The following is a 24190-nucleotide window of genomic DNA, read 5'->3' on the forward strand; positions in this document are numbered from 1 at the left end:
TTAGTGCTGAAATGGCGGGTCTGACCAGTGTGCAACGAATAAATACTTTAGCAGTGTTAAAGTATTGTGCGGGATAATGTAGGCCGGGTAAGCGTAAGCGCCACCCGGCAACAAGGCTTAATGGGTATTCTTTTCTTCCAGCTCTTCCAGCTCGCTCAGAATCACGTCCGGGTCGGTTCCAGGCGGTGGCACTTCATGAACCCAGGCGGAGAACAGACGCCAGGTAACGGCGAGCAGCACCGGGCCAATGAACAGACCGATCATCCCGAAAGCAATCAACCCGCCGATAACCCCGGAGAGGATCAGGATCAGCGGCAGGTCTGCGCCCATGCGGATGAGGATGGGGCGAATCACGTTATCCATGGTGCCAACCACGCAGCTCCAGACCAGCAGAACCGTTCCCCACGTGGTATCACCCGTCCAGTAAAGCCAGATAATGCTCGGAACCAGTACCAGCAGCGGCCCCAGTTGCGCAAGGCAAGTCATCAGCATGACTACGGTAAAGACGGTGGCGTACGGTACGCCGGAAATCGCCAGGCCGATACCGCCCAGCACCGCCTGCACCAGCGCCGTCACCACGACGCCCAGGGCGACCGCGCGCACGGCCTGCGCGGCCAGCAGCACCGCGGCGTCACCCCGTTTTCCCGCCAGGCGGGTGGCAAAGTGACGAACGCCTAAAGCCACCTGCTCACCGCGCCAGTAAAGCAGGGCGCTGAAGACCAGCATCAGGGTACAGTGCATCATAAAGCGGCCGATATGTGCGGCCTGACCGACAAACCAGGTGGTGGTGGTGCCAATATACGGACGCACTTTCGCCATCAGCGCGCTGCCGCCCATCTCCAGCAGGCTATGCCAGCCGCTGTAAAGCTTAGCGCCCACGACCGGAATGCTGTTCAGCCAGCCGAGGTCCGGCAGCGTCAGGTCGCCGCTTGTCACGGCGCGGATCACCGGGCCGCTGGAGTCGACAAGGCTGTTTACCAGCAGCGCAATTGGAATAATAAACAGCAGGAACAGCAGCAGCGTCATCACCAGCACGGCCAGTCCGCGGCGGCCAAACAGCAGTTTCTGCAAGCGCAGCAGCAAAGGCCACGTGGCGACGACAACGGTCGCAGCCCAGGCGAAGCCGAGAATAAAGGGTTGAACAATCCACAGACACGCAATAATCATGAGGGCCAGGAACAGCACCGACAGCAGAATTTGCGCAACATCTCTGGGCTGGCGAAGATTGACCATAAATGAAACTTTCCTTAAAAGAACGCCAGTACCACTGGCGGGAATGGAAAACCGCGTCTCTCTTATCATTAGCGATCGCAGCGGTTTTTGACAGGCGAATTCTGCCTGTAATTCAGCAGAGATTATAAGAAAAAAATGTGATAAAACTTTTAAGATACACGCAAACGATTCCCACAACTCTAATTAGGGTCGACAGTAATGATCCCACAGATTTCTCAGGCACCTGGCGTCGTTCAGCTGGTGCTTAATTTTTTGCAGGCACTGGAGCAACAGGGTTTTACAGGTGATACCGCCACGAACTATGCCGACAGGCTGACGATGGCAACCGATAACAGTATCTACCAGCTTCTTCCCGATGCGGTCGTTTTCCCTCGTTCCACGGCCGACGTGGCGCTTATCGCCCGGCTGGCAACGCAGGAGCGGTTTGCCTCTCTGGTCTTCACGCCGCGCGGCGGTGGCACCGGAACTAACGGTCAGGCGCTGAACCAGGGCATCATTATTGATATGTCGCGCTATATGAACCGCATCATTGAGATCAACCCCGAAGAGGGATGGGTGCGGGTTGAGGCGGGCGTTATCAAAGATCAGCTTAATCAGTACCTCAAGCCTTACGGCTACTTTTTTGCCCCTGAACTCTCCACCAGCAACCGCGCAACCATCGGGGGGATGATCAACACCGATGCCTCCGGGCAGGGGTCGCTGGTCTACGGTAAAACCTCCGATCACGTGATGGGCGTGCGGGCAGTATTGTTAGGCGGAGATATCCTTGATACCCAGCCGATGCCGGTCGAACTGGCGGAAACGCTGGGTAAAGATAACACCACCAGCGGGCGCATCTACCGCACCGTGCTGGAGCGCTGCCGCGACAACCGCCAGCTTATTCTCGACAAATTCCCCAAACTGAACCGCTTCTTAACGGGCTACGACCTGCGCCACGTGTTTAACGACGACCTGACGCAGTTTGATTTAACCCGCGTGCTGACCGGCTCCGAAGGAACGCTGGCGTTTATTACCGAGGCGCGGCTGGATATCACCCGCCTGCCGAAGGTGCGTCGCCTGGTGAACGTCAAATATGACTCCTTCGACTCCGCGCTGCGCAATGCGCCGTTTATGGTGGAAGCGCAGGCGCTGTCGGTGGAAACCGTCGACTCTAAGGTGCTGAATCTGGCGCGGGAAGATATCGTCTGGCACTCCGTGCGCGAGCTGATTACCGACGTGCCGGACAAAGAGATGCTTGGCCTCAACATCGTGGAATTTGCCGGTGATGACGCGGAGCTGATTGAAAGCCAGGTGACGACGCTCTGCCAGCGCCTGGATGAGCTGATTGCTCATGGCGAAGGCGGCGTGATTGGCTGGCAGCTTTGTCACGATCTGGCCGGTATCGAGCGTATTTACGCCATGCGTAAAAAAGCCGTGGGTCTGCTTGGCAATGCGAAAGGGGCGGCGAAGCCGATTCCGTTTGCCGAAGACACCTGCGTGCCGCCCGAGCATCTGGCGGATTATATCGTCGAGTTTCGCGCCCTGCTGGACGGCCACGGCCTGAGCTACGGCATGTTCGGCCACGTGGATGCCGGGGTGCTTCACGTGCGTCCGGCGCTGGACATGTGCGACCCGCAGCAGGAGATCCTGATGAAGCAGATCTCCGACGACGTCGTGGCCTTGACCGCCAAATACGGCGGTCTGCTGTGGGGGGAGCACGGGAAAGGGTTCCGCGCGGAATACAGCCCGGCGTTCTTCGGGGAGCAGCTTTACGCGGAGCTGCGCAAGGTCAAAGCGGCGTTCGACCCGGATAACCGCCTCAATCCGGGGAAAATCTGCCCGCCTGAAGGGGTGGACGCGCCGATGCTCCAGGTGGATGCCGTTAAGCGCGGTACGTATGACAGACAGATCCCGATTGCGGTGCGCTCGTCCTGGCGCGGCGCGATGGAGTGTAACGGCAACGGCCTGTGCTTTAACTTTGACGTGAAAAGCCCGATGTGCCCGTCAATGAAAATCACCAGCAACCGCATTCACTCGCCGAAAGGGCGTGCGACGCTGGTGCGCGAGTGGCTGCGTCTGCTGGCGGACCGCGGCGTCGATCCCCTGAAGCTGGAGCAGGAGCTGCCGGAAAAACGGGCCAGCCTGCGCTCGCTGATTGAGCGCACCCGCAACAGCTGGCATGCCAATAAGGGCGAGTATGATTTCTCCCATGAGGTGAAAGAGGCGATGTCCGGCTGTCTGGCCTGTAAAGCCTGCTCTACCCAGTGCCCGATTAAAATCGACGTGCCGGAATTCCGCTCGCGTTTCCTGCAGCTCTACCACACCCGCTATCTGCGCCCGGTGCGCGATCATCTGGTGGCGACGGTGGAAAGCTACGCGCCACTGATGGCGCGCGCGCCGAAGACCTTTAACTTCTTTATCAATCAGCCGCTGGTGCGCAAGCTTTCCGAAAAGCATATCGGCATGGTCGATCTGCCGTTGTTGTCGGTGCCGTCGCTGCAGCGCCAGCTCGTCGGCCACCGCTCGGCGAACATGACCCTGGAACAGCTCGAAGCGCTTACTCCTGAGCAAAAAGCGAAGGTGGTGCTGGTGGTCCAGGATCCGTTCACCAGCTACTACGACGCGCAGGTGGTCGCTGACTTCATCCGCCTGGTTGAAAAACTGGGCTATCAGCCTGTAGTGCTGCCGTTCTCGCCAAACGGCAAGGCGCAGCACATTAAAGGCTTCCTGAACCGCTTTGCGAAAACGGCGCAAAAAACCGCTGATTTTCTCAACCGGATCGCCGAACTTGGGATGCCGATGGTCGGCGTCGATCCGGCGCTGGTGCTTTGCTATCGCGATGAATACAAGCAGACGCTGGGTGATAAGCGCGGCGATTTCCACGTCATGCTGGTGCACGAGTGGCTGCCGGCAGCCCTGGAAGAGAAGGCCATTCAGGAGGCGGGCGGTGAACCGTGGTATCTGTTCGGACACTGTACGGAAGTGACGGCGCTGCCCGGCGCCCCGGCGCAATGGGCGTCTATTTTTGCGCGTTTCGGCGCGCAGCTGGAGAGCGTCAGCGTGGGCTGCTGCGGCATGGCGGGCACCTACGGCCACGAGGTGAAAAACCACGCCAACTCGCTCGGCATTTATGAGCTGTCGTGGCATCAGGCGATGCAGCGATTGCCAAGAAACCGCTGCCTGGCGACGGGCTACTCCTGCCGCAGCCAGGTGAAACGGGTTGAGGGTAACGGCGTACGCCACCCATTACAGGCTTTACTGGAGATAATTGGATGATCTGGAAACGTGCCGTCACGCTGCAGGCGCTAAACGCCATGGGCGAGGGGAATATGGTGGGGCTACTGGATATCCAGTTCACCCGCATTGGGGAAGACAATCTGGAGGCGACGATGCCTGTCGATAGTCGCACCCATCAGCCGTTTGGCCTGTTGCACGGCGGGGCTTCCGTCGTGCTGGCGGAAACCCTGGGCTCCGTCGCGGGATATCTCTGCACCGAAGGCGAACAGAAGGTGGTCGGGCTTGAGGTGAATGCCAACCACATTCGCTCGGTGCGCAGCGGGCGCGTGCGCGGTATCTGCCGCGCGCTGCATGCTGGTAGCCGCCACCAGGTGTGGCAGATTGATATTCTCGACGAGCAGGATCGCCTGTGCTGCTCGTCGCGTCTGACGACGGCGGTCGTGTAAAGTTTTCAGATGAATTGCCTTTGGTCAAAAACTAGCCAGCATGTTGTGATATACTGGTCAGGATTTGTACATAAGCGAGGACATCATGGATACTGAAATAACCCCAACACAGCTGGCAATTGAATATTTACGTCGCGATAAGAGCAACCTGTCTCCGGCGCAGTACCTGAAAAAGCTGAAACAGCTTGAGCTGGAGTTCACGGATCTGCTGGCGCTCTCTTCGAATGAACTGAAAGAAGAGATCTACTTTGCCTGGCGGTTGGGCGTTCACGTCCATTGAGTGAGTGTTGTTGAACAGGCCGCGAGTGCGGCCTTTTTTGTGTCTGACATTCAGTATTTAGCGGGGAGCTTGTTGATTTTAATAAGCCTGCCTTCTTCCATTTCGATAAATCCGCCGGTTTTTAAATCCGCCAGAATGCGCATTACGCCGCTGCGGGAGAGCTGGGTTTTCTCCCGAATATACCTTTCCGCCGTTACGCTGCTGCGATAACTTTCATCTTCCTCCATCAGCTTTATCAGCTGCTGGCGAATCATCTCATATGCCGTCGGTGCGCCCTGCGGCATCACGTTGTTATAAAGCCGGCTATAGACAAACATCAGTTGTTTTGAGAGCAGGCCCCATAGCGCCTTTTCCTTGATAATCTCATTCACCCGCTCGGTGGTGAGTGTTCCTATCAGGCACGGGCTAACGGTCTTCAGGTAATCATTGAAATAGATATCTGTCAGATTAGCGAGACCGAAAAGGGCGGGGCTGCGGGCCGTGGAGAGCATCATGTCGTCGCTTCTTCTGTAGATAGCGACCGTCCCCTCAAGAATTAAATAGCACATTCCCTGACCGTTGATCTGAAGATCGAGCCGCTCACCGCGAGCGGTGCGTCGCGTTGTGCAATCAGGCAGTAAGTGAGAAATAAGCTCTTGTGCGTAGGGCGAGCCACGGTGAGACTTTTCTGGAAGGGACATGGTAGCCGGTAACCTTAAAAATAACCTGGCTAATTATAGCGTTTCTCGCCGGGACAGGCACGGTGGCAATCAATATTTGCGTGGCAGATGGTGAATTTCAAGCAGCACGCCGCGCTCCATGGTGATGTACTTGCCGGTCCGCAGTTCCGACAGAATACGCATAATTCCGCTACGTGAAAGATACGTCCGGCTTTTGATGTAGGCTGCCGCCGTTGTATTTTGCCGTATGGCGTCCGGCTCTTGCATCAGCTCAACAAGCTGGAAGCGGATGATATCGTAAGCAGACATTTGCGATATTTGTGCACAATGTTCGTATACCCGCGAGGCGGTATAAATAAGCAGTTTTGAGAAGTGCTCCCATAAATCGTACTGGGACACTATTTGATTGAAACTCTCCAGCGAGACGCGCGCGATCTCGGCAGTCTCCAGTGCCCTGACGTACAGGTGCTCAGAGGAAAACTGGCTGCTGACGCCCAGAATAAAAGGCGCAGATTCAGAATTTAACACAATACCGTCGCCGCGACGATGAAGCGCCACGCTGCCCTGGATTAACAAAAAACACTGCCGGACATTATCTTTATAATAATGTATCGTCTCCCCCCGACCGATGATCATTCTGCTGGCGGCTGGCAGCACATGTTTAATCAGGGTGTCTATATCGGCGAAGGGCTTTAAATCCAGAACTGAGGATTGATAATTATTCAGTGGGGTGGTTAAACGTGTATTCATAAGATACCTCACATCGACTTCTTGTGTGATCAATTTTTGATCTGCAGAGGGAATTATCTTAAAAACGAAGAACTCAGGGAATATTCTGGTGAGGTCTAAAAGTAGACCGGGAGTCCTTATGGGGCTAACTGGTTGAATGTAAATAAAAAATGCGCAAGGTCTAATAATAGACTTCTGCAATATAAGATAAGATTTTGCTGACGTAAATGTTGAGTTTTCGTTAAATCAGAGTCTACAGCTAGACCATCTAAAAGTTGTACTCATTAAAATGATTATATAAATTTTGACCAGTCAGTCAGGAAGACCTTAAGCCATTCAGCGAAAAATAAAAGAACCCTTAGCGATTCTTTTATCGGTCTTCTGTTGCTTGAATTTCAATAATAAATAAAGTTATCCCGTGAACAGGAAAATGAACATTATGAAAAAGAGTATTATTTTAGCGATGGTTGCGACGGGTTCAGCCTTAATGATGGGCAATGTTCTCGCCGCCGCAGGAACCGTTAATTTTTATGGTAACATCCTGGATTCAGCCTGCGACGTGGCTGTTGCTTCTCAAAACCAAGTGGTCGTATTAGGCGATTATTATAAAACAGAATTCCCGACAACGGGTTCCAGAACGGCGGCAACGAAATTCGATATTATTCTGAAGAACTGCCCGGTTACGGTCACCAGTGCCAAAGTTCGTTTTGACGGTACGCCTGACCTGACCAACGCCGATCTGCTGGCGATTGATACCTCTGTCGCCGGGGCGGCAACGGGTGTTGCCATTAATTTGATGACCGCTGATAAAGCCGATCTGCCATTGCACGGCAGCAACGGCTACAACTATGTACTGAGCAGCACCGCAGACAATACGCTGAATTTCTATGCACAGTATATTTCAACGGCGGCATCGGTAACGGCGGGTCCTGCCAACTCCGTCGCTAACTTCTCCGTTGTTTACAACTAGTCATTAAGCAGAACAAGAGTCAGCTCCGCGAGGCGCTGCGCGGGGGCATAAACTGCCCCCTTGTTTTAAGAGGTCCAAAATGAATTTTATTAGCAAAACCCTGCTGAGTGCGGCGGTTATTACTGTATCTGTTTCGCATGCTTATGCCGGGGTTATTATTGGTGGTACCCGCGTAATTTTTGATGGCGGGAAAAAAGAGGCATCCATCAGTGTAAACAATGCGGATGCCGCCCCTTATTTAATCCAGTCCTGGGTCGACATGCCAGAGGGTAATGCTAATAAAGCACCTTTTATCGTCACGCCACCTTTGTACAGACTGAACGGCGGCCAGCAAAATATTGAACGGATTTTAATTTCCGGCTCACTGCCGCAGGATATAGAAAGCCTCTTCTGGTTAAATATTAAAGCGATACCTTCAGCGAGCAAACAGGCAAACTCGTTACAAATTGCCGTTAAAACACGTATTAAGCTTATTTATCGCCCGACAAGCCTGAAGGCGTCAACACCGGAAGAACAGGCGAATAAATTAACCTGGTCCCGGAGCGGAAACAACCTTCAGGTCACAAATCCTACACCGTATGTGATCAACTTTAATGAAATAAGCGTCGGCGGTAAAAAGCTGGAGGATGTTTCCTGGGTTGCACCTGGCGCAGTGGCAGCATTTCGCTTACCGCCAGGCGTTAATGGCAATCAGATCGTATTTAAAGTGATTAACGATTATGGCAGCCCGGGAATAATACATCAGGCCAGCTTTTAGTTCCTGAGAAAAGTGGCATCCGCAATATCGAGTCAGGTTTATGATGATGGTAACAAGCAATATAAAAATGCAGCCCGCGCGTCTGGCAATGTGTATTGCCTTCGCGCTGGCGAATGCAGTCCCCGTGGTTAACGCCCGTGATTCCTTTAACGCCGAACTGGTGGAGTTGGATAATCCGGGAATGGCTAAAGCCGATTTATCTGCATTTGAATCAGGTTCGCAGGCACCAGGGAAATACCATGTTGACATCATCCTCGACGATCAGCTTATTGAGACCAGCGATATTGATTTTGTTGCCCGGAAAGATGGGCAGGAAAACGATAGCCTGCAGCCCTGCCTGAGCATGGATCAGCTAAAAAAATGGGGCGTTAAAACGGCGCTGTTCCCCAACCTGGCGGTTGAAAGCACCTCCTGCGTCAACCTCCAGGCAATTCCTCACGCCACTACGGATTTTCAGTTTGGTGCACAGCGGCTTGTTATCAGCATTCCCCAGGCCGCGATCGACCTGCCTGCGAGAGGGTATGTCCCGCCAGAACAGTGGGACGAGGGGATCGCCGCTGCGATGCTCAACTACAGCCTGAGCGGAGCCAACAGCTGGGCGAAACAGAGCGAGAGTAAAAACAGCAGCAGTCAGTACGCCAATTTACGTCCAGGCCTCAACGTTGGGCCATGGCGACTGCGCAACTACACCACCTGGTCGCGTGATGAGAACGGTCAGGACAAATGGGATACCGTCTACACCTATGCACAGCGGGCGATTATTCCGCTCAAGGCGGAGCTCACGCTGGGCGATAGCTCCGCGCCCGCCGACGTGTTCGACAGTATACCGTTTCGCGGCGGACAGCTGGCTTCCGATGATGACATGCTCCCGGATTCGCTCAAAGGCTACGCGCCTGTCGTGCGTGGGATTGCGCGTACGAATGCTCAGGTCATTGTTCGCCAGAATGGCTATCAGATTTACCAGACCTATGTCGCGCCCGGCGCCTTTGAAATTACCGATATGTATCCCACCGGCGGGGCAGGCGATCTGGACGTCACCATTAAGGAAGCTGACGGCAGCGAGCAGCATTTCACCCTGCCTTATGCCTCACTACCGGTTTTGCAGCGCGAAGGGCGCCTTAAGTATGCGGTGACCGGAGGGCAGTATCGTTCTTACAGCAGCAGCGTGGATAAGACCCCGTTTGGCCAAATCACGGGGATTTATGGTCTGCCATATGGCCTCACGCTCTATGGCGGGCTGCAGGAGTCGAGCAAATATCAGTCGATCGCCACTGGGATCGGGAAAAACATGGGGGATTTCGGCGCGATTTCAGCGGACATGACCCAGGCCTGGTCAACCCCGCAGGGGGAAGAAAAATCCAACGGGCAGTCCTGGCGTGCGCGTTACAGCAAGAACTTTGTCGGGACAGGGACCCAATTTTCGATTGCGGGCTACCGCTATTCGACCAGCGGTTACTACGGCATGCAGGAGATCCTTGATTCCTGGGGAGACAGCTCTGCGCTCCAGGACCGTCGTCGTAACCGTGCCGAGCTCACGATGAGCCAGACGTTGGGCAGCAATCTTGGCTCGCTGACGCTGAGCGCGGTCCGTGAAGATTACTGGAATTCGGGCAAAAGGATGGCGTCTTACAGCCTGGGTTACAACAACTACTGGCACAACATTAGCTACGGACTCACCTGGACTTACAGTAAAAACGGCAGCGCGGGTTCATATGACGGCAATAAACGCTACGACAACGATCAGCTGCTGGCCTTTAACGTCAGCATTCCGCTTGAAAAATTCCTGCCGCAGACCTGGGCTAACTATAGCGTGAGCGCCAGCAAGAATAACGGCACCACGCAGAACATTGGTCTGAACGGCGTGGCGCTGGAAAACCATGGGCTGAACTGGAACGTGCAGCAAGGGTATGGGTCGGACGGCGTTAGCTATACGGGCAACATGAACGGGGATTACAGGGGCACGTACGGCGAAGTGACGGCGGGCTATAGCTACGACAAAAACAGCGAGCGTCTTAACTATGGTTTGCAGGGGGGCATTCTTGCTCACAGAGAGGGGATTACGCTTTCTCAGCCTCTGGGGGAGACTAATGTTCTGATTAGCGCACCGGGCGCGCATGACGTAGATATTCGTAATCAGCCGGGGGCAAAAACAGATTTCCGGGGATATACGGTGGTCAGTAACCTTTCCGCGTACCGTAAAAATGACATCACGCTTGCCCCGGAAAGTATGCCGGATGACGTTGAGCTGGATATTAATACCCGCACGGTAACGCCGACGCGCGGTGCAATTGTCCTGGCCGACTATAAGGCGAAAGTGGGAAGGCGGGCATTATTCACGTTAATGCATAACGGCCATTTTGTTCCTTTTGGCGCAATCGTGAGCCTGAAAGGCAGCGACAACAGCAGCTTTATTGTTGGCGACAAAGGGCAAGTCTATCTCACTGGCCTGGATTCGGAGGGGACAGTATTCGTTACGTGGGGAGTGGAGAGCGATCGGCAGTGCCGCGCACCGTTCCGGCTTTCACAGCAATCTTCGGCAGGCGGAATTACTGAAATTAACGTCACTTGTATCTAGGGTTTTTAAAATGCGCATACTTAACATCCTGTTCCTGCTGTGTATCACCGCTGCCTGGAATAGTGCTCATGCAGGAACCTGCACAACGATTACGCCACAGGAATCCACTTTGTCCATCGGCACAATTACGGTGCAGCGTGATGTCGCGGTTGGCACGGTATTATTTTCAAAAAATGCGTCGGTCACCGGGTCCTATTTAAGCGGCTGTACCAATCCGTTAATGCTCGGGTTTAGCATGCGGTACCTTAATGCAACGCCGAGTAGTTACGGTAATCACGTTTATAACACCAATCTAAGCGGTATTGGCGTGCGCTTTTCATCAGGTAATTATTTTGAAAACCCGACCTATACCTTTTCTTATAACGCGCAGACAAGTTATGTCGAATGGTGGGGCGGTAAAATAGAACTTGTCGTTACCGGCCCCGTTGCCTCTGGCTCGCTGACGCCCGGCGTACTGGGTGTCGTTATGCTGCAGGGGAGCGATGGTGTGTATCGCGATGGCCTTACGACGACGCTTCTGGACGGGACCATCAACGTGCTGGCCTGCAGCATAACGACGCCGCAGCTGACGTTTCCCATCGGCGATATTTCTGCCGCGACGTTTGGCTCAACGGTCGGAACCACGCCGACGGGCGCTCAGAATACGCAAAACCTGGGTCTGAACTGCGACCCGGGGGCAAACGTCAACGTTTCGCTCAGTGGCATTCAGAACCCGGACGTAGCAACAACGAGCGTGCTCGCGCTGACGGGGCAGGGTAATACCGGCACGGCGAAAGGGGTTGGCGTTCAGCTCCTCTATAACGGTACGCCTCTCTCGTTAAATACCCGTCTGCCGTTAAATGCCGCCGCGGGTGGGCAGCAGGCATTTCCATTAACAGCGCGTTATTACCAGACCCAAACGACGGTTGAACCCGGTACTGCCAATGCGTCTGCAACCTTAAATTTGACGTATCAGTAAAGGATAAATGATGAATATTCTGCGCACGGCAGCGCTTGCCACCATATTAGTAAGCTGCAATACCTTTGCGACGGACAGCGTTAGCGTCAGCGTTACCGGAAATATTGTGGCCTCTCCCTGTATCTTTAATGGGGGAAATAACAGTCTGGATATCAACCTTGGCAATATTCAGGCATCCAATATGGCTACGCCGGGGTCATCGTCCGATCCTGTGCCGTTTAACCTGCTGTTTACCCAGTGTCCGACAGGGACGCGCAGCGTGACGGTCTTCTTTACCGGAAACCCCGATCCGGTCGCCGGGGCGGATTACTACATGAACAGCGGTTCGGCCACGAACGTCGCGATTGCGATGAGTGAGGCCGCAACGGGTGCAATGAAGGGAACCGGAACAAGTATTACACAAACTATTGCAGCAGACAGAACCGCAACGATGGCCATGCTGGCATCGGTCAGATCTTCCACGGGCGGCGCAACGCCGGGGAGCATCAGTGCCGTCGTCGTCATGACGATGCAGTACAACTAATCAGTACATGGGTTGATATTTCTTAATGATTGACAGATGTCGGTAACGGTAATGTTGAATATTCTGATAAAAGAGACAGATTCATTTTTTCGAGATGGCCTAAAGCGTTTTCTGGGGGAGTTCTTCTTTCATAATTTCAGACACCAGCTTCATTTTGAGGTTGAACTTACGCCGGAAAATGTCAGCGTTGCGGATATCATTTTTCTCTCTTTATGCCAGGGGGAAACGTTGACCTGTTATCCCGAGCTACAGGCGCGGAAAAAAGGGATTGTGATCGGCCTGGTTGATGATGAGCAGCGTTTCTCGGCATTTCCCTCCTGTTTTCAGGATATGATTTTTATCTCTCGCCGGGCCTCGCTCGATCGGATCGGTGAGGCGCTCTTTATCGCATGGTATCGCACGCAATTACCGGGCTATCGCTGGAAGAATAAAAGCTGCTACGAATGCCAGCACAAAATATTATCGCCGCAGCAGATTCGCGTTATGGTCAATTTCTACCGCGGGTTATCGGTAGGGCAGATTGCGAATAAACTAAACACCAGTGATAAAACCATTTTTACGCATAAATATCTGCTGATGCAGAAATTCGATCTGCGCAGCGATTTTGAACTTATGGCCTTGATTCACCGGATGGTAGAGAAAAATGCCTGTCCGAACCGGCTGCGTGACTATCTGATTAACAGCTTATAACCAGCAATAACGCTAAAGCGTGGCGCTGTTGCCGGGTGGTGCTGACGCCACCCGGCAGGAGCATCAGACGTTCACGGCATTGATCAATCGCGCTTTCATCGTCTGGTAAGACGACGCAGCAAATTCCTCCGCCCAGCGCTGATCCTCAATCGCCTCCAGCTGCACCGCGCAGTACTTCGTTTCCGGGGTTTTCGATATGGGGTCGAGATTATCCTGCGTCAGCTCGTTGCAGGCCCCGATCCACCATTGATAGGTCATATAAACCGCCCCGGCGTTGATGCGCTCGCTAATGCTGGCGCGGGTGATCACTTTACCCCGGCGCGAACGTACCCAGACCAGTTGACCGTCGCTAATACCTAGTCTGTCCGCATCGGCAGGATTCACCTGCACCCGTCCCGGCTCATCGGCGAGGCTTTGCAGCGCGGCGCAGTTACCCGTCATCGAGCGGCAGGAGTAGTGCCCAACTTCGCGTACCGTGCAGAGTACCAGCGGATAATCATCATCGGGCGTCTCGGCCGGCGCGCGCCACGGTGCGGCAAAGAGCTGCCCTTTACCGCTCGGGGTATCGAACTGATTATCTTTGTAGAGGTACGGCGTGCCGGGGTGATCGAGCGTCGGGCACGGCCACTGCACGTGGCCCATCTCGCCCATTTTTTCATACGTCACGCCGTAGAAGAGCGGGCACAGCTCGCGCATTTCATCCCAGATCTGCTGGTTATCGTCGTAATGCATCGGATAGCCCATCTCGGTGGCGAGCAGGCTGATGATCTCCCAGTCGCGCTTCACGTTGCCTTTGGCCTCAATAGCCTGGCCAAAACGCTGGAAACCCCGGTCGGCGCAGGTAAAGACGCCGCCGTGTTCGCCCCATGAGGTGGCAGGGAGCAGAACGTCCGCCACTTCCGCCGTTTTGGTCATAAAGATGTCCTGAACCACCACGAAGTCAAGCGCCTCGAAACCGCTGCGGACCAGGCCGAGATCGGCTTCCGTCTGCAGCGGATCTTCCCCCATGATGTAATAGGCTTTGACCTTGCCTTCCAGCGCAAGGTGAGGCACTTCGGTAATGCGCGTTCCGACGCGATCGTCCATGTTATTGACGTCAATCCCCCAGGCATCGGCGAACTTCTGCCGGACAGCCGGATCGGTCACATCCTGATAGCCGGGGAACATATTCGGCAGAACGCCCATATCGCAGGCGCCCTGAACATTGTTTTGCCCGCGCACGGGACCGACACCGACGGCAGGGCGGCCGAGGTTGCCGGTCAGCAGTGCCAGGCTGGAAAGCCCTTTGACGACATCGACGGCCTGGCCAAACTGGGTCACGCCCATTCCCCACATTACGGTGGCGGAAGGGGCCGCCGCGAAGGTGCGCATTGCCTGACGAACGTCGCGGGCGGGGATGCCGGTGAGGTGTTCTACGCGCTCTGGGGCATACTCTTTCACCGTCTGCCGATAGGCCTCAAGTCCTTCGGTAAACCGCGCGACGTAGTTCTTGTCGTACAGCTCCTCTTCCAGAAGCACATAGCCAAAGGCGTTCACCAGCGCCATGTTGCTACCGTTCTTCAATTGCAGATGCTGATCGGCAATGCGCGCCGTTTCGATACGGCGCGGGTCGCAGACGATGATTTTCGCGCCGTTTTCACGGGCTTTTAGCACGCGCCGGGCGACGATAGGGTGGGAGTCTGCGCAGTTATAGCCAAATACAAGCAGGCATTTGGAGTGTTCAATATCGTTGATAGAGTTGCTCATTGCACCGTTGCCGAGGGTCTCCTGAAGTCCGGCGACGGAAGGACCGTGACAAACGCGCGCGCAGCAGTCGACATTGTTGGTGTGCAGCACCGCGCGGGCAAATTTTTGCATCACGTAGTTGGTTTCATTCCCGGTACCGCGCGACGACCCGGTGGTCATAATCGAACGCGGGCCGAACTGGGCTTTAATGCTGCTGAGCTTCCGGGCGGTGTAGCGGATAGCCTCTTCCCAGGTCACGGGAGTGAATGTCTCTCCCTTGCGGTAGCGGATCATCGGCTGGGTCAGGCGTGGGGTGAGCAGGCGGGTATCGTTAAGGAAATCCCATCCGTAAAATCCTTTCAGGCATAGCGTGCCCTGGTTTGTGGCCCCCTCTGCCGCTTCGGCACGGATGATACGGTTATTCTCAACGACAAGGTTTAGTTTGCAGCCTGCACCACAGTAAGGGCAGACGCTGGCGATTTTTTTCATCAATAACAGACCTGTTAAGAAATGAAGCAAAATGACTGGTAAGCCCAGTCCCGTAACAGGGAGTAAGCAGAAACCATGCCATCTTTATAACGCTTCTTTACAGGGGGTTATGAAAGGAGGGGGGTGTCATCGTCAGCCTGTTCGACAATTCTGACGATGACACGATCGCTGAATGGCAGGGCGTTTAAACGTCATCCATGGTGTAGCCCACAACGATCTCAAGCGTCTTACGAATAACATCCGCCTGCACAACGTCTCTGGTAGCTTCCAGCGTCTGAATGAGCCACAGGATGATCGCTTTATTGGAAATATGACCTTCAGAGGCCAAAACACAGCGTACTGCAGTAGAAAAAATAGCGGACTCTTCAGCAAAACGATCGCCTGCGTGACGGAAATATTCCGCCAGCGCACTGTCTAAAAAAGCAGAGTGGTATTCGGGTTGAAGCTGAATATTTTGTCTCATTTGTTCTCACCGTAGCTGTTAAAATGCAGTCAATGTATTTTTTTGGGATCGGACGGCTTTCCCTTTCCAAACAACGACACTACATTGCCTCTGTTATCATTGAGAGGTCCCTCTCTGCTCATTCGTCCTTGCGCGGTTCTGCGACGTTTTAATCCGAGGCTTTTTGATCCGATATCGGCAATCGCCTTCGCCAGTGTCTCCCGCCGCCGGGGATTCTTTTCATGTGTTTTCATCTGCCGCAGACGCTGAACCAGAGCTTCAGTTGTAACGGGGCCACGCTCTCTCAAAAGAGAAAGAACGGCTTCGCCAATCAGCTGATCGGTCAGTTTGTCTGCGTCACTGCTGTTCATCACGTTATCGTTCGAAGAGCAAGCCAAGCAGCATATGGTAATGCTGTTCCTCTTCGGGGCCCTCGGCCCTTTCAAGGCGACTTAACAGTTTGGTACAGAGCGATTTGCGATTGAGATTTCGCCCGTCGCTAAGGATCTCAACAACGACCTGACCCAGCGTTTCCTGTTGGGTGGGAAGCGTGGCTTTTTCGAAGTACTGTGCGATTGCTGCTGCGGAATCTGCGACGTAACCTTTCTGCTGCATGTTTCGCTCCTGTAAAATTTTGTAATCAGTAACGTTACATTTAAGGTATACACTTTTTCTAAATCTGTACATTAAAAATGTACAGATTTTTAATAAAATCAGGATATATTTTATAAATACTCTATTTTTCAATTAGTTGTTTGTTGTTCATGAAACGGTAATGCTACAGAATATATTGTACAAATCGCACAGCCGCTGTTAAGTTGTACAACACTTGTGAGAGTGCCATTAACGGGCGTAAATGATTGAGATGTAAATTATTTGTGAGGCAATTAATGTGCTATAAGAGAAGTCTCTCCACATGTTTTTGTGGTCAAAACCCTTAACCCCCAGGAATCGCATGCTTACAACCATCATTTACCGCAGTCATATCTGCGAGGACGTTCCAGTGAAAGCACTGGAAGCTATGGTCGCTGCTGCAAATAATAAAAACCGGCAAGCCAACGTCACGGGGATCTTGCTGTTTAACGGCACACATTTTTTTCAGTTGCTTGAGGGGCCAGTGGAGCATGTTTCTGCTATTTATGAGGAGATCTGCAACGACCCGCGACACCATAACGTAGTCGAGCTGATGCGCGATCACGGCCCCGTCCGGCGTTTTGGCAAGGTGGGGATGGAGCTTTTTGATTTGCGCCAGTTCGACAGGAACGAGGTGCTGCAACAGGTGCTGAACAAGGGAACAACACGCTATCAGCTGACTTACAATGACCGTCCGCTGCAGTTTTTCCGTACCTTTGTCGAGGCCACGGAAAAAGCGAACTATTTTGAACTGCCGCCTGCGGATTCCTGGGAGTTCGTTCGCGAAGAAACACGCTTGTCAGCGCAACCCGAGGTAGTCGCGAAAGGAGCGGATTGCAGCTTTGCTTTCCAGCCGATAGTCGATCCGTTTATGCAGCAGGTTGTCTCCTGGGAGGCGCTTCTCCGCACGCCTGACGGCGGCGCTCCGGGGATCTACTTCGCCAATCTGCCGCGTGACGACGTGTATACCTCTGATTTGCACAGCAAGCAGGTGGCACTCTCAATGGCCAGCGCACTCGGGTTGCAGAACCAGACGTTATCCCTCAACCTGCTGCCTATGACGTTGGTTAACATTCCTAACGCCGTTGATTTCCTGCTCACCGCGATTGGAGCAAACGGTTTTGTTCCTGAGCAAATTGTGGTGGAGTTTACCGAAAGTGAAGCCATTTCCCGTTTTGACGAGTTCACGGATTCAGTCAGACAGCTAAAAAGTGCAGGCATCAGCGTGACGATCGATCACTTTGGTGCCGGCTTTGCGGGACTACAGCTACTGGCCCAATTCCAGCCCGACAGAATTAAGATTAATCGCGATCTCGTCGCGAACGTGCATAAAAGTGGCCCTCGACAGGCCATCATTCAGGCGATTATCAAATGCTGTTCCTCGCTTGAAATTCAGTTCTGCGCGGTCGGCGTGGAGAAGGCAGAAGAGTGGATGTGGCTGGAATCTGCGGGCATTTCCCAGTTCCAGGGCCATCTGTTTGCAAGCCCCCGGCATGGCGGAATTCCGGCGATTGCATGGCCGGAGAAGAAATTCGATTTTTGATAAAGCTGTACAAAATTCGGCGTACTTAGCTGTACGAGAAGCAAACTTTAGACAACAATGTATTAACAGGTGAAGGGAGAACGACCCCTTTCACCTGAGCAAAATGCGGTCTTAGTTATACAAATGGTTTGTACAATCTGATAAGGTTGGTGTAGTTAGGTATGGAAGTTCTGAGCGTGAGGGAGTTAATGGCCTATTACAGTATCGGCGAAGTGGCCGAACGATGCGGTATCAACCCCGTTACGCTGCGTGCCTGGCAGCGACGTTATGGATTGTTGAAGCCGCAGCGCAGCGAAGGGGGTCATCGTCAGTTTGACGATGAAGATATCCTGCGTATTGAAGAGATCAAACGCCTGATGAAAAGCGGCGTTTCGGTCGGAAAAGTAAAAGCCTTGCTGGAAAATAAAGAAGTCCTGACTCAGGGTAACTGGGTCTCGTTCCAGGAAGAGATGATGACCGTTCTGCGTTATGCCAGCCCGGCAAAGCTGCGCGCCAAAATCGGTGAGTTCCGCCGGGATCACGCCATGGATGCGCTGATTGATAACATCATTTCCCCCGTCCGCCAGCGAATGAATCAGGATCAAAATACTGTACGCCACATGGCGAGCATGCTTGACGGCGTCCTGATTGAATTCGCGGTTCTAAGCCTGGCGGAGTCGCGCAAGAAAGCGGGTAAAGATGCGTTGCTTATCGGCTGGGAATGCGATGACCGTACCCATCTTTGGCTTGAAGCCGCGCGGCTGGCGCAGCAAGGCTGGCACATTGACGTGCTGGCGGACCCGATTGATTCTCCGCGTCCTGAACTTTTCCCGGGGCAAAAAATCTTCGTCTGGACGGGAAAAACGCCAACACCGCGTCAGCAGGAACAGCTGGATCACTGGCGTGAGCAGGGTTTTAGCGTTTCATTTCACCAATAATAATCAGAGGCCTTGAGGGCCTTTTATTGTTTTAGACACTTCCAGAACAAAAGCTATCTCAAAAATAGGCATTTCCGATACATATTTTACTTTTCCTCTCTTCGCTGTTTTCTCCAACAGATAATCCATTAATTTTCAAAGTATTGAACAATTAAATCCATCCCGCCCGCATCTTCTGACAGGGTCTATGCTTAATAAAAGTAGACAAAAAGGGCGGTTTAGCCGAATGCCCCTGCTGACAGAGGGTTGAAGTGATAATCGTTATCACTAACATGGTGTTATGCCCTGATGGCTAATCAGATGAGGTGGACCTATGGAACTGCATTCAGAAACCTTCAATCCTGCCGATTTTGCCTGGCGAGGATTAACGCTCACGCCTGCGGCGGCGGCGCATATCCACGAGCTGGTGGCAAAAAATCCCGACATTCTCGGCGTGCGCTTAGGCGTTAAGCAGACCGGCTGCGCGGGCTTTGGCTACGTGCTGGATACCGTCACCGCACCGGAAAAAGATGACCTGGTGTTTGAAACCGACGGCGCAAAGCTGTACGTCGCGCTGCAGGCTATGCCGTTTATCGATGGAACCGAAGTGGATTACGTGCGGGAAGGTTTAAACCAGTTATTCAAATTTCATAACCCGAAAGCCCAGAACGAATGCGGCTGCGGCGAAAGCTTTGGGGTATAGGCGGTACTATGTCTCGTAATACTGAAGCAACGAGTGATGTAAACACCTGGAGCGGCGGACACCTCAACTATAAAGAGGGTTTTTTCACGCAGCTGCAGACCGACGAGCTGGCGAAAGGCATTAATGAAGATGTGGTGCGCGCCATTTCGGCTAAACGTAACGAGCCCGAGTGGATGCTCGAATTTCGCCTGAGCGCATTCCGCGCCTGGCTGGAGATGGAAGAGCCGCACTGGCTGAAAGCCCACTACGACAAGCTGAACTATCAGGATTACAGCTACTACTCCGCACCCTCCTGCGGCAGCTGTGACGATACCTGCGCCTCGCAGCCCGGCGCGGTCCAGCAGACCGGTGCCGAGAACAGCTTCCTGAGCAAAGAGGTTGAAGAGGCGTTTAACCAGCTGGGCGTGCCCGTGCGCGAGGGGAGAGAGGTGGCGGTGGACGCCATTTTCGACTCCGTCTCGGTGGCGACCACTTACCGTGAAAAGCTGGCCGAGCAGGGGATCATTTTCTGCTCCTTTGGCGAAGCCATTCATGACCATCCCGATCTGGTGAAAAAGTACATCGGCACCGTGGTACCGAGCAACGATAACTTCTTCGCCGCGCTGAATGCCGCGGTAGCCTCTGACGGCACCTTTATCTACGTGCCGAAAGGCGTACGCTGCCCGATGGAGCTCTCCACCTATTTCCGCATCAACGCCGAAAAAACCGGACAGTTTGAACGCACCATTCTGGTAGCGGACGAAGGCAGCTACGTCAGCTATATCGAAGGGTGCTCCGCCCCGGTACGCGACAGCTACCAGCTGCACGCGGCGGTGGTAGAGGTCATCATTCACAAAGACGCCGAGGTGAAATACTCCACGGTGCAGAACTGGTTCCCCGGCGACGGCAATACCGGCGGTATCCTGAACTTCGTCACCAAGCGCGCGCTGTGCGAAGGCGAAAACAGCAAAATGTCCTGGACGCAGTCGGAAACCGGCTCCGCTATTACCTGGAAATACCCGAGCTGTATTCTGCGCGGGGATAACTCCATCGGTGAGTTTTACTCGGTGGCGCTGACCAGCGGGCATCAGCAGGCCGATACCGGCACCAAGATGATCCACATTGGGAAAAATACCAAATCGACGATTATCTCGAAGGGGATCTCTGCCGGGCATAGCCAGAACAGCTATCGCGGGCTGGTGAAAATCATGCCGACGGCCACCAACGCGCGTAACTTCACCCAGTGTGATTCAATGCTGATCGGTGCCGACTGCGGGGCGCATACCTTCCCGTACGTCGAGTGTCGCAACAACACGGCTCAGCTGGAGCACGAGGCGACCACGTCGCGCATTGGGGAAGATCAGCTCTTCTACTGTCTGCAGCGGGGCATCAGCGAAGAAGATGCCATTTCGATGATTGTGAACGGCTTCTGTAAGGACGTGTTCTCTGAACTGCCGCTGGAATTCGCCGTTGAAGCACAAAAACTCCTCTCCATTAGTCTTGAACACAGCGTCGGTTAAGGAAAGCACATGTTAAGCATTAAAGATTTACAGGTTAGCGTGGAAGAGAAAGCGATCCTGCGCGGTCTCAATTTTGACGTCAAGCCGGGTGAAGTTCACGCCATCATGGGGCCGAACGGCTCCGGGAAAAGTACGCTTTCAGCGACGCTGGCGGGACGCGAAGATTACGAAGTGACAGGCGGCTCGGTCGAATTTAACGGCAAAGATCTTCTGGAGATGTCGCCGGAAGACCGCGCGGGCGAGGGCATCTTTATGGCCTTCCAGTACCCGGTGGAAATTCCGGGCGTCAGCAACCAGTTTTTCCTCCAGACGGCGCTGAATGCGGTGCGCAAGTATCGCGGCCAGGAGGCGCTGGATCGCTTCGACTTCCAGGATCTAATGGAAGAGAAGATCAAACTGCTGAAAATGCCAGAAGACCTGCTGACCCGCTCGGTCAACGTCGGCTTTTCCGGCGGCGAGAAAAAGCGTAACGATATCCTGCAGATGGCGGTGCTGGAGCCCGAGCTGTGCATTCTTGATGAGACCGACTCCGGTCTGGATATCGACGCCCTGAAGATTGTCGCCGACGGGGTGAATTCCCTGCGCGACGGCAAGCGCTCGTTCATTATTGTCACCCACTACCAGCGCATTCTGGACTACATCAAGCCGGACTACGTCCACGTGCTTTACCAGGGACGTATTGTGAAATCCGGTGATTTTACGCTGGTTAAACAACTGGAGGAGCAGGGTTATGGCTGGCTTACCGAACAGCAGTAATGCGCTCCAGCAGTGGCACCGGCTGTTTGAGGAGCAGGGTAATACGCGCTCCGAGCAGGCGCAGCAGCACCTGCAGCAGATGCTGCGCCTCGGCCTGCCGACGCGGAAGCATGAGAACTGGAAATACACCCCACTCGACGGCCTGCTGAACGGCGAGTTTGTGACGCGTCTGGCGGAGATTGACCCGGCCCGGCGCGACGATCTGGCGCTAACGGTGGATGCGGTGCGTCTGGTCTTTGTCGACGGCGTCTGGCGTCCAGAACTGAGTGACGACGCCCGGGATAGCGGGTTCGATATCGTCATTAACGACGACCGCCAGAGCCTGAGCGCCCCGGTTCAGCCGGAAGTCTTCCTCCACCTGACCGAGAGCCTGGCCCGCAGCGTGACGCATATTCAGGTCAAGCGTAACCAGCGTCCGGCAAAACCGCTGCTGCTGATGCACATCACACAGGGCGTGGAGGGCGATGAGATCAACACCGCACACTATCGCCATCACCTTGAGCTGGCGGAGGGGGCGGAGGCCACGGTAATCGAACATTACGTCAGCCTCAACGAGACCCGCCACTTTACCGGGTCGCGGCTGACGATGAACGTTGCCGCCAATGCGCAGCTTCACCATATTAAGCTGGCGTTTGAGAATCCGCAGAGCCACCATTTTGCCCATAACGATCTTCTGCTGGGCCAGGATGCCGCGGCGTACAGCCACAGCTTCCTGCTCGGCGGCGCGGTGCTGCGCCACAACACCAGCACGCAGCTTAACGGTGAAAACACTACGCTGCGGATCAACAGCCTGGCGATGCCGGTGAAGGCAGAAGTGTGCGACACGCGCACCTGGCTTGAGCACAACAAAGGCTACTGCAACAGCCGCCAGCTGCACAAAACCATCGTCAGCGATAAAGGGCGGGCGGTGTTTAACGGCCTGATTAACGTGGCCCAGCACGCCATCAAAACCGACGGGCAGATGACCAACAACAATCTGCTGCTGGGGCGCCTGGCGGAAGTGGACACCAAGCCGCAGCTGGAGATCTACGCCGACGACGTAAAATGCAGTCACGGCGCGACGGTCGGTCGGATCGACGACGAGCAGATGTTCTACCTGCGCTCGCGCGGCATCGACCAGCAGGCGGCGCAGAAAATGATCATCTACGCCTTTGCGGCGGAGCTTACGGAAGCGCTGCACGATGGCGTATTGAAGCAGCAGGTGCTGGCCCGCATTGGTCAGCGTCTGCCCGGAGGCGAAGCATGAGTTTTCCCGTAGAGAAAGTGCGGGCCGATTTCCCGGTTCTGACCCGTGAAGTGAACGGCCTGCCGCTGGCCTATCTCGACAGCGCGGCCAGCGCGCAGAAGCCGAATCAGGTGGTGGATGCGGAAGCCGAGTTCTACCGCCACGGCTACGCCGCCGTGCATCGCGGTATTCATACCCTGAGCGCCGAGGCGACCCAGCGCATGGAAAACGTGCGCACGCAAATTGCAGCCTTCCTCAATGCACGCCTGCCGGAAGAGCTGGTATTTGTGCGCGGCACAACCGAGGGGATTAACCTTGTCGCCAACAGCTGGGGCAACGCCCAGGTGCGCGCGGGGGATAACATCATCATCACCCAGATGGAGCACCACGCCAATATTGTGCCGTGGCAGATGCTCTGCGAGCGTGTCGGCGCACAGCTGCGGGTCGTTCCGTTGAACGACGATGGCACGCTGCAGCTGGAGCAGCTTGACGCCCTGCTGGACGATAAAACGCGGCTGGTGGCGGTCACCCAGGTCTCTAACGTGCTGGGCACCGAAAACCCGGTGACAGAGATTATAGCAAAAGCCCATCAGGCCGGCGCGAAGGTGCTGATTGACGGCGCGCAGGCGGTAATGCACCACGCGGTGGACGTGCAGGCGCTGGACTGCGATTTCTACGTATTCTCCGGGCATAAGCTCTATGGCCCGACCGGGATTGGCGTGCTGTATGTGAAAGAGGACATCCTGCAGGCGATGCCGCCGTGGGAAGGGGGCGGATCGATGATCGCCACCGTCAGCCTGACGGAAGGGACGACCTACGCACGTGCGCCCTGGCGCTTCGAGGCGGGCACCCCCAACACCGGCGGGATTATCGGCCTGGGGGCGGCGGTGTCTTACGTCTCCGCAATCGGCCTCGACGCCATCCAGGAGTACGAACAGCTGCTGATGCACTACGCGCTGCAGGAGCTTGCCAGCGTGCCGGACCTTACCCTGTATGGCCCGGCTGACCGACAGGGCGTGATTGCCTTTAACCTGGGGAAACACCACGCCTATGACGTGGGCAGCTTCCTCGATAATTACGGCGTGGCCGTCCGTACCGGCCACCACTGCGCCATGCCGCTGATGGCTTTTTACCAGGTGCCGGCAATGTGCCGCGCATCGCTGGTGATGTATAACACAATGGAAGAGGTCGACAGGCTGGTGGCGGGGCTTAAGCGCATTCACCAGCTGCTGGGCTAAGAAGA

The 24190-nt window shown here is 54.6% G+C and carries 23 protein-coding genes; 16 read left to right on the forward strand and 7 right to left on the reverse strand.

Features of this window, described 5'->3' with window-relative positions; translation table 11 throughout:
- Window positions 1–117: 117 nt before the first annotated feature.
- The gene (gene ydiK, locus DG357_RS09600) at window positions 118–1233 is read right to left on the reverse strand and encodes an AI-2E family transporter YdiK (RefSeq protein ID WP_041910407.1); all 1116 of its coding nucleotides are present in this window, start codon (window positions 1231–1233) and stop codon (window positions 118–120) included.
- Window positions 1234–1431: 198 nt separating this feature from the next.
- Here ydiK and ydiJ point away from each other — a divergent pair, with 198 nt between their 5' ends.
- The 3 genes from ydiJ (at window position 1432) to DG357_RS09615 (ending at window position 5175) form a co-directional block, all read left to right on the forward strand.
- Complete coding sequence (ydiJ, locus tag DG357_RS09605) at window positions 1432–4488, forward strand: D-2-hydroxyglutarate dehydrogenase YdiJ (RefSeq protein ID WP_088205318.1); 3057 nt, start codon at window positions 1432–1434, stop codon at window positions 4486–4488.
- Window positions 4485–4895: a 1,4-dihydroxy-2-naphthoyl-CoA hydrolase gene (gene menI, locus DG357_RS09610; RefSeq protein WP_088205319.1), complete on the forward strand. Its 411-nt coding sequence runs from the start codon at window positions 4485–4487 to the stop codon at window positions 4893–4895. The genes ydiJ and menI overlap by 4 nt, the downstream gene beginning before the upstream one ends.
- An 85-nt stretch (window positions 4896–4980) precedes the next feature.
- Entirely contained in the window at window positions 4981–5175 is a 195-nt protein-coding gene (locus tag DG357_RS09615; protein WP_003857766.1) for a YdiH family protein, read from the forward strand.
- Between the two features lie 50 nt (window positions 5176–5225).
- Here DG357_RS09615 and DG357_RS09620 read toward each other — a convergent pair whose 3' ends face one another.
- Together DG357_RS09620 and DG357_RS09625 are read right to left on the reverse strand one after the other, a co-directional pair.
- Window positions 5226–5855: a helix-turn-helix domain-containing protein gene (locus tag DG357_RS09620; protein WP_045630155.1), complete on the reverse strand. Its 630-nt coding sequence runs from the start codon at window positions 5853–5855 to the stop codon at window positions 5226–5228.
- A gap of 69 nt (window positions 5856–5924) precedes the next feature.
- A complete protein-coding gene (locus DG357_RS09625; RefSeq protein ID WP_088205594.1) occupies window positions 5925–6584 on the reverse strand; it encodes a helix-turn-helix domain-containing protein in 660 nt (219 codons plus the stop codon).
- A 418-nt stretch (window positions 6585–7002) separates the two neighbouring features.
- Between DG357_RS09625 and DG357_RS09630 the strand changes: the two genes are divergently transcribed.
- The 6 genes from DG357_RS09630 to DG357_RS09655 all read left to right on the forward strand — a co-directional run bounded on the left by DG357_RS09630 (window position 7003) and on the right by DG357_RS09655 (window position 13036).
- Entirely contained in the window at window positions 7003–7533 is a 531-nt protein-coding gene (locus tag DG357_RS09630; RefSeq protein ID WP_049138984.1) for a fimbrial protein, read from the forward strand.
- A 79-nt stretch (window positions 7534–7612) separates the two neighbouring features.
- Window positions 7613–8290 carry a fimbrial biogenesis chaperone gene (locus DG357_RS09635; protein WP_049138934.1) on the forward strand — a complete coding sequence of 226 codons (678 nt, stop codon included), beginning with the start codon at window positions 7613–7615 and terminating at the stop codon, window positions 8288–8290.
- Window positions 8291–8336: 46 nt separating this feature from the next.
- Complete coding sequence (locus DG357_RS09640) at window positions 8337–10865, forward strand: fimbria/pilus outer membrane usher protein (RefSeq protein WP_088205595.1); 2529 nt, start codon at window positions 8337–8339, stop codon at window positions 10863–10865.
- A 10-nt stretch (window positions 10866–10875) separates the two neighbouring features.
- Window positions 10876–11823, forward strand: a complete 948-nt coding sequence (locus DG357_RS09645; RefSeq protein ID WP_088205320.1) for a fimbrial protein — start codon at window positions 10876–10878, stop codon at window positions 11821–11823.
- A gap of 10 nt (window positions 11824–11833) precedes the next feature.
- Complete coding sequence (locus DG357_RS09650) at window positions 11834–12346, forward strand: fimbrial protein (protein ID WP_088205321.1); 513 nt, start codon at window positions 11834–11836, stop codon at window positions 12344–12346.
- A gap of 51 nt (window positions 12347–12397) precedes the next feature.
- On the forward strand, window positions 12398–13036 hold the full coding sequence (locus DG357_RS09655) for a LuxR C-terminal-related transcriptional regulator (RefSeq protein WP_088205596.1): 639 nt from the start codon (window positions 12398–12400) through the stop codon (window positions 13034–13036).
- A gap of 63 nt (window positions 13037–13099) precedes the next feature.
- On the opposite strand, the gene fdhF is transcribed toward DG357_RS09655, so the two are convergent.
- From fdhF to ycgZ, 4 genes are all read right to left on the reverse strand, one after another.
- A complete protein-coding gene (fdhF, locus tag DG357_RS09660; protein WP_088205322.1) occupies window positions 13100–15250 on the reverse strand; it encodes a formate dehydrogenase subunit alpha in 2151 nt (716 codons plus the stop codon).
- Window positions 15251–15434: 184 nt separating this feature from the next.
- Window positions 15435–15713: a biofilm development regulator YmgB/AriR family protein gene (locus DG357_RS09665; RefSeq protein ID WP_047368383.1), complete on the reverse strand. Its 279-nt coding sequence runs from the start codon at window positions 15711–15713 to the stop codon at window positions 15435–15437.
- Between the two features lie 29 nt (window positions 15714–15742).
- Window positions 15743–16063 (reverse strand): hypothetical protein, encoded by a 321-nt coding sequence (locus DG357_RS09670; RefSeq protein WP_047368384.1) that lies wholly within the window; start codon window positions 16061–16063, stop codon window positions 15743–15745.
- Window positions 16064–16067: 4 nt separating this feature from the next.
- Window positions 16068–16307: a regulatory protein YcgZ gene (gene ycgZ / locus DG357_RS09675; protein ID WP_028012861.1), complete on the reverse strand. Its 240-nt coding sequence runs from the start codon at window positions 16305–16307 to the stop codon at window positions 16068–16070.
- Window positions 16308–16647: 340 nt separating this feature from the next.
- Here ycgZ and DG357_RS09680 point away from each other — a divergent pair, with 340 nt between their 5' ends.
- From DG357_RS09680 to sufS, 7 genes are all read left to right on the forward strand, one after another.
- Window positions 16648–17868, forward strand: coding sequence for a diguanylate phosphodiesterase (locus DG357_RS09680; protein ID WP_047368385.1), 1221 nt, complete (start codon window positions 16648–16650; stop codon window positions 17866–17868).
- Window positions 17869–18056: 188 nt separating this feature from the next.
- A complete protein-coding gene (locus DG357_RS09685; protein ID WP_069732396.1) occupies window positions 18057–18785 on the forward strand; it encodes a MerR family transcriptional regulator in 729 nt (242 codons plus the stop codon).
- Between the two features lie 313 nt (window positions 18786–19098).
- Complete coding sequence (sufA, locus tag DG357_RS09690; RefSeq protein WP_041910386.1) at window positions 19099–19467, forward strand: Fe-S cluster assembly scaffold SufA; 369 nt, start codon at window positions 19099–19101, stop codon at window positions 19465–19467.
- A gap of 8 nt (window positions 19468–19475) precedes the next feature.
- Window positions 19476–20966, forward strand: coding sequence for a Fe-S cluster assembly protein SufB (gene sufB, locus DG357_RS09695; protein WP_088205323.1), 1491 nt, complete (start codon window positions 19476–19478; stop codon window positions 20964–20966).
- Between the two features lie 9 nt (window positions 20967–20975).
- Window positions 20976–21722, forward strand: coding sequence for a Fe-S cluster assembly ATPase SufC (gene sufC / locus DG357_RS09700; protein ID WP_041910384.1), 747 nt, complete (start codon window positions 20976–20978; stop codon window positions 21720–21722).
- Entirely contained in the window at window positions 21697–22968 is a 1272-nt protein-coding gene (gene sufD, locus DG357_RS09705) for a Fe-S cluster assembly protein SufD (protein WP_059356944.1), read from the forward strand. Before sufC ends, sufD begins: the two co-directional genes overlap by 26 nt.
- On the forward strand, window positions 22965–24185 hold the full coding sequence (sufS, locus tag DG357_RS09710) for a cysteine desulfurase SufS (RefSeq protein WP_028012868.1): 1221 nt from the start codon (window positions 22965–22967) through the stop codon (window positions 24183–24185). Before sufD ends, sufS begins: the two co-directional genes overlap by 4 nt.
- Window positions 24186–24190 lie beyond the last annotated feature (5 nt).

Source organism: Enterobacter bugandensis, from assembly GCF_900324475.1.
GTDB classification, from domain to species: domain Bacteria; phylum Pseudomonadota; class Gammaproteobacteria; order Enterobacterales; family Enterobacteriaceae; genus Enterobacter; species Enterobacter bugandensis.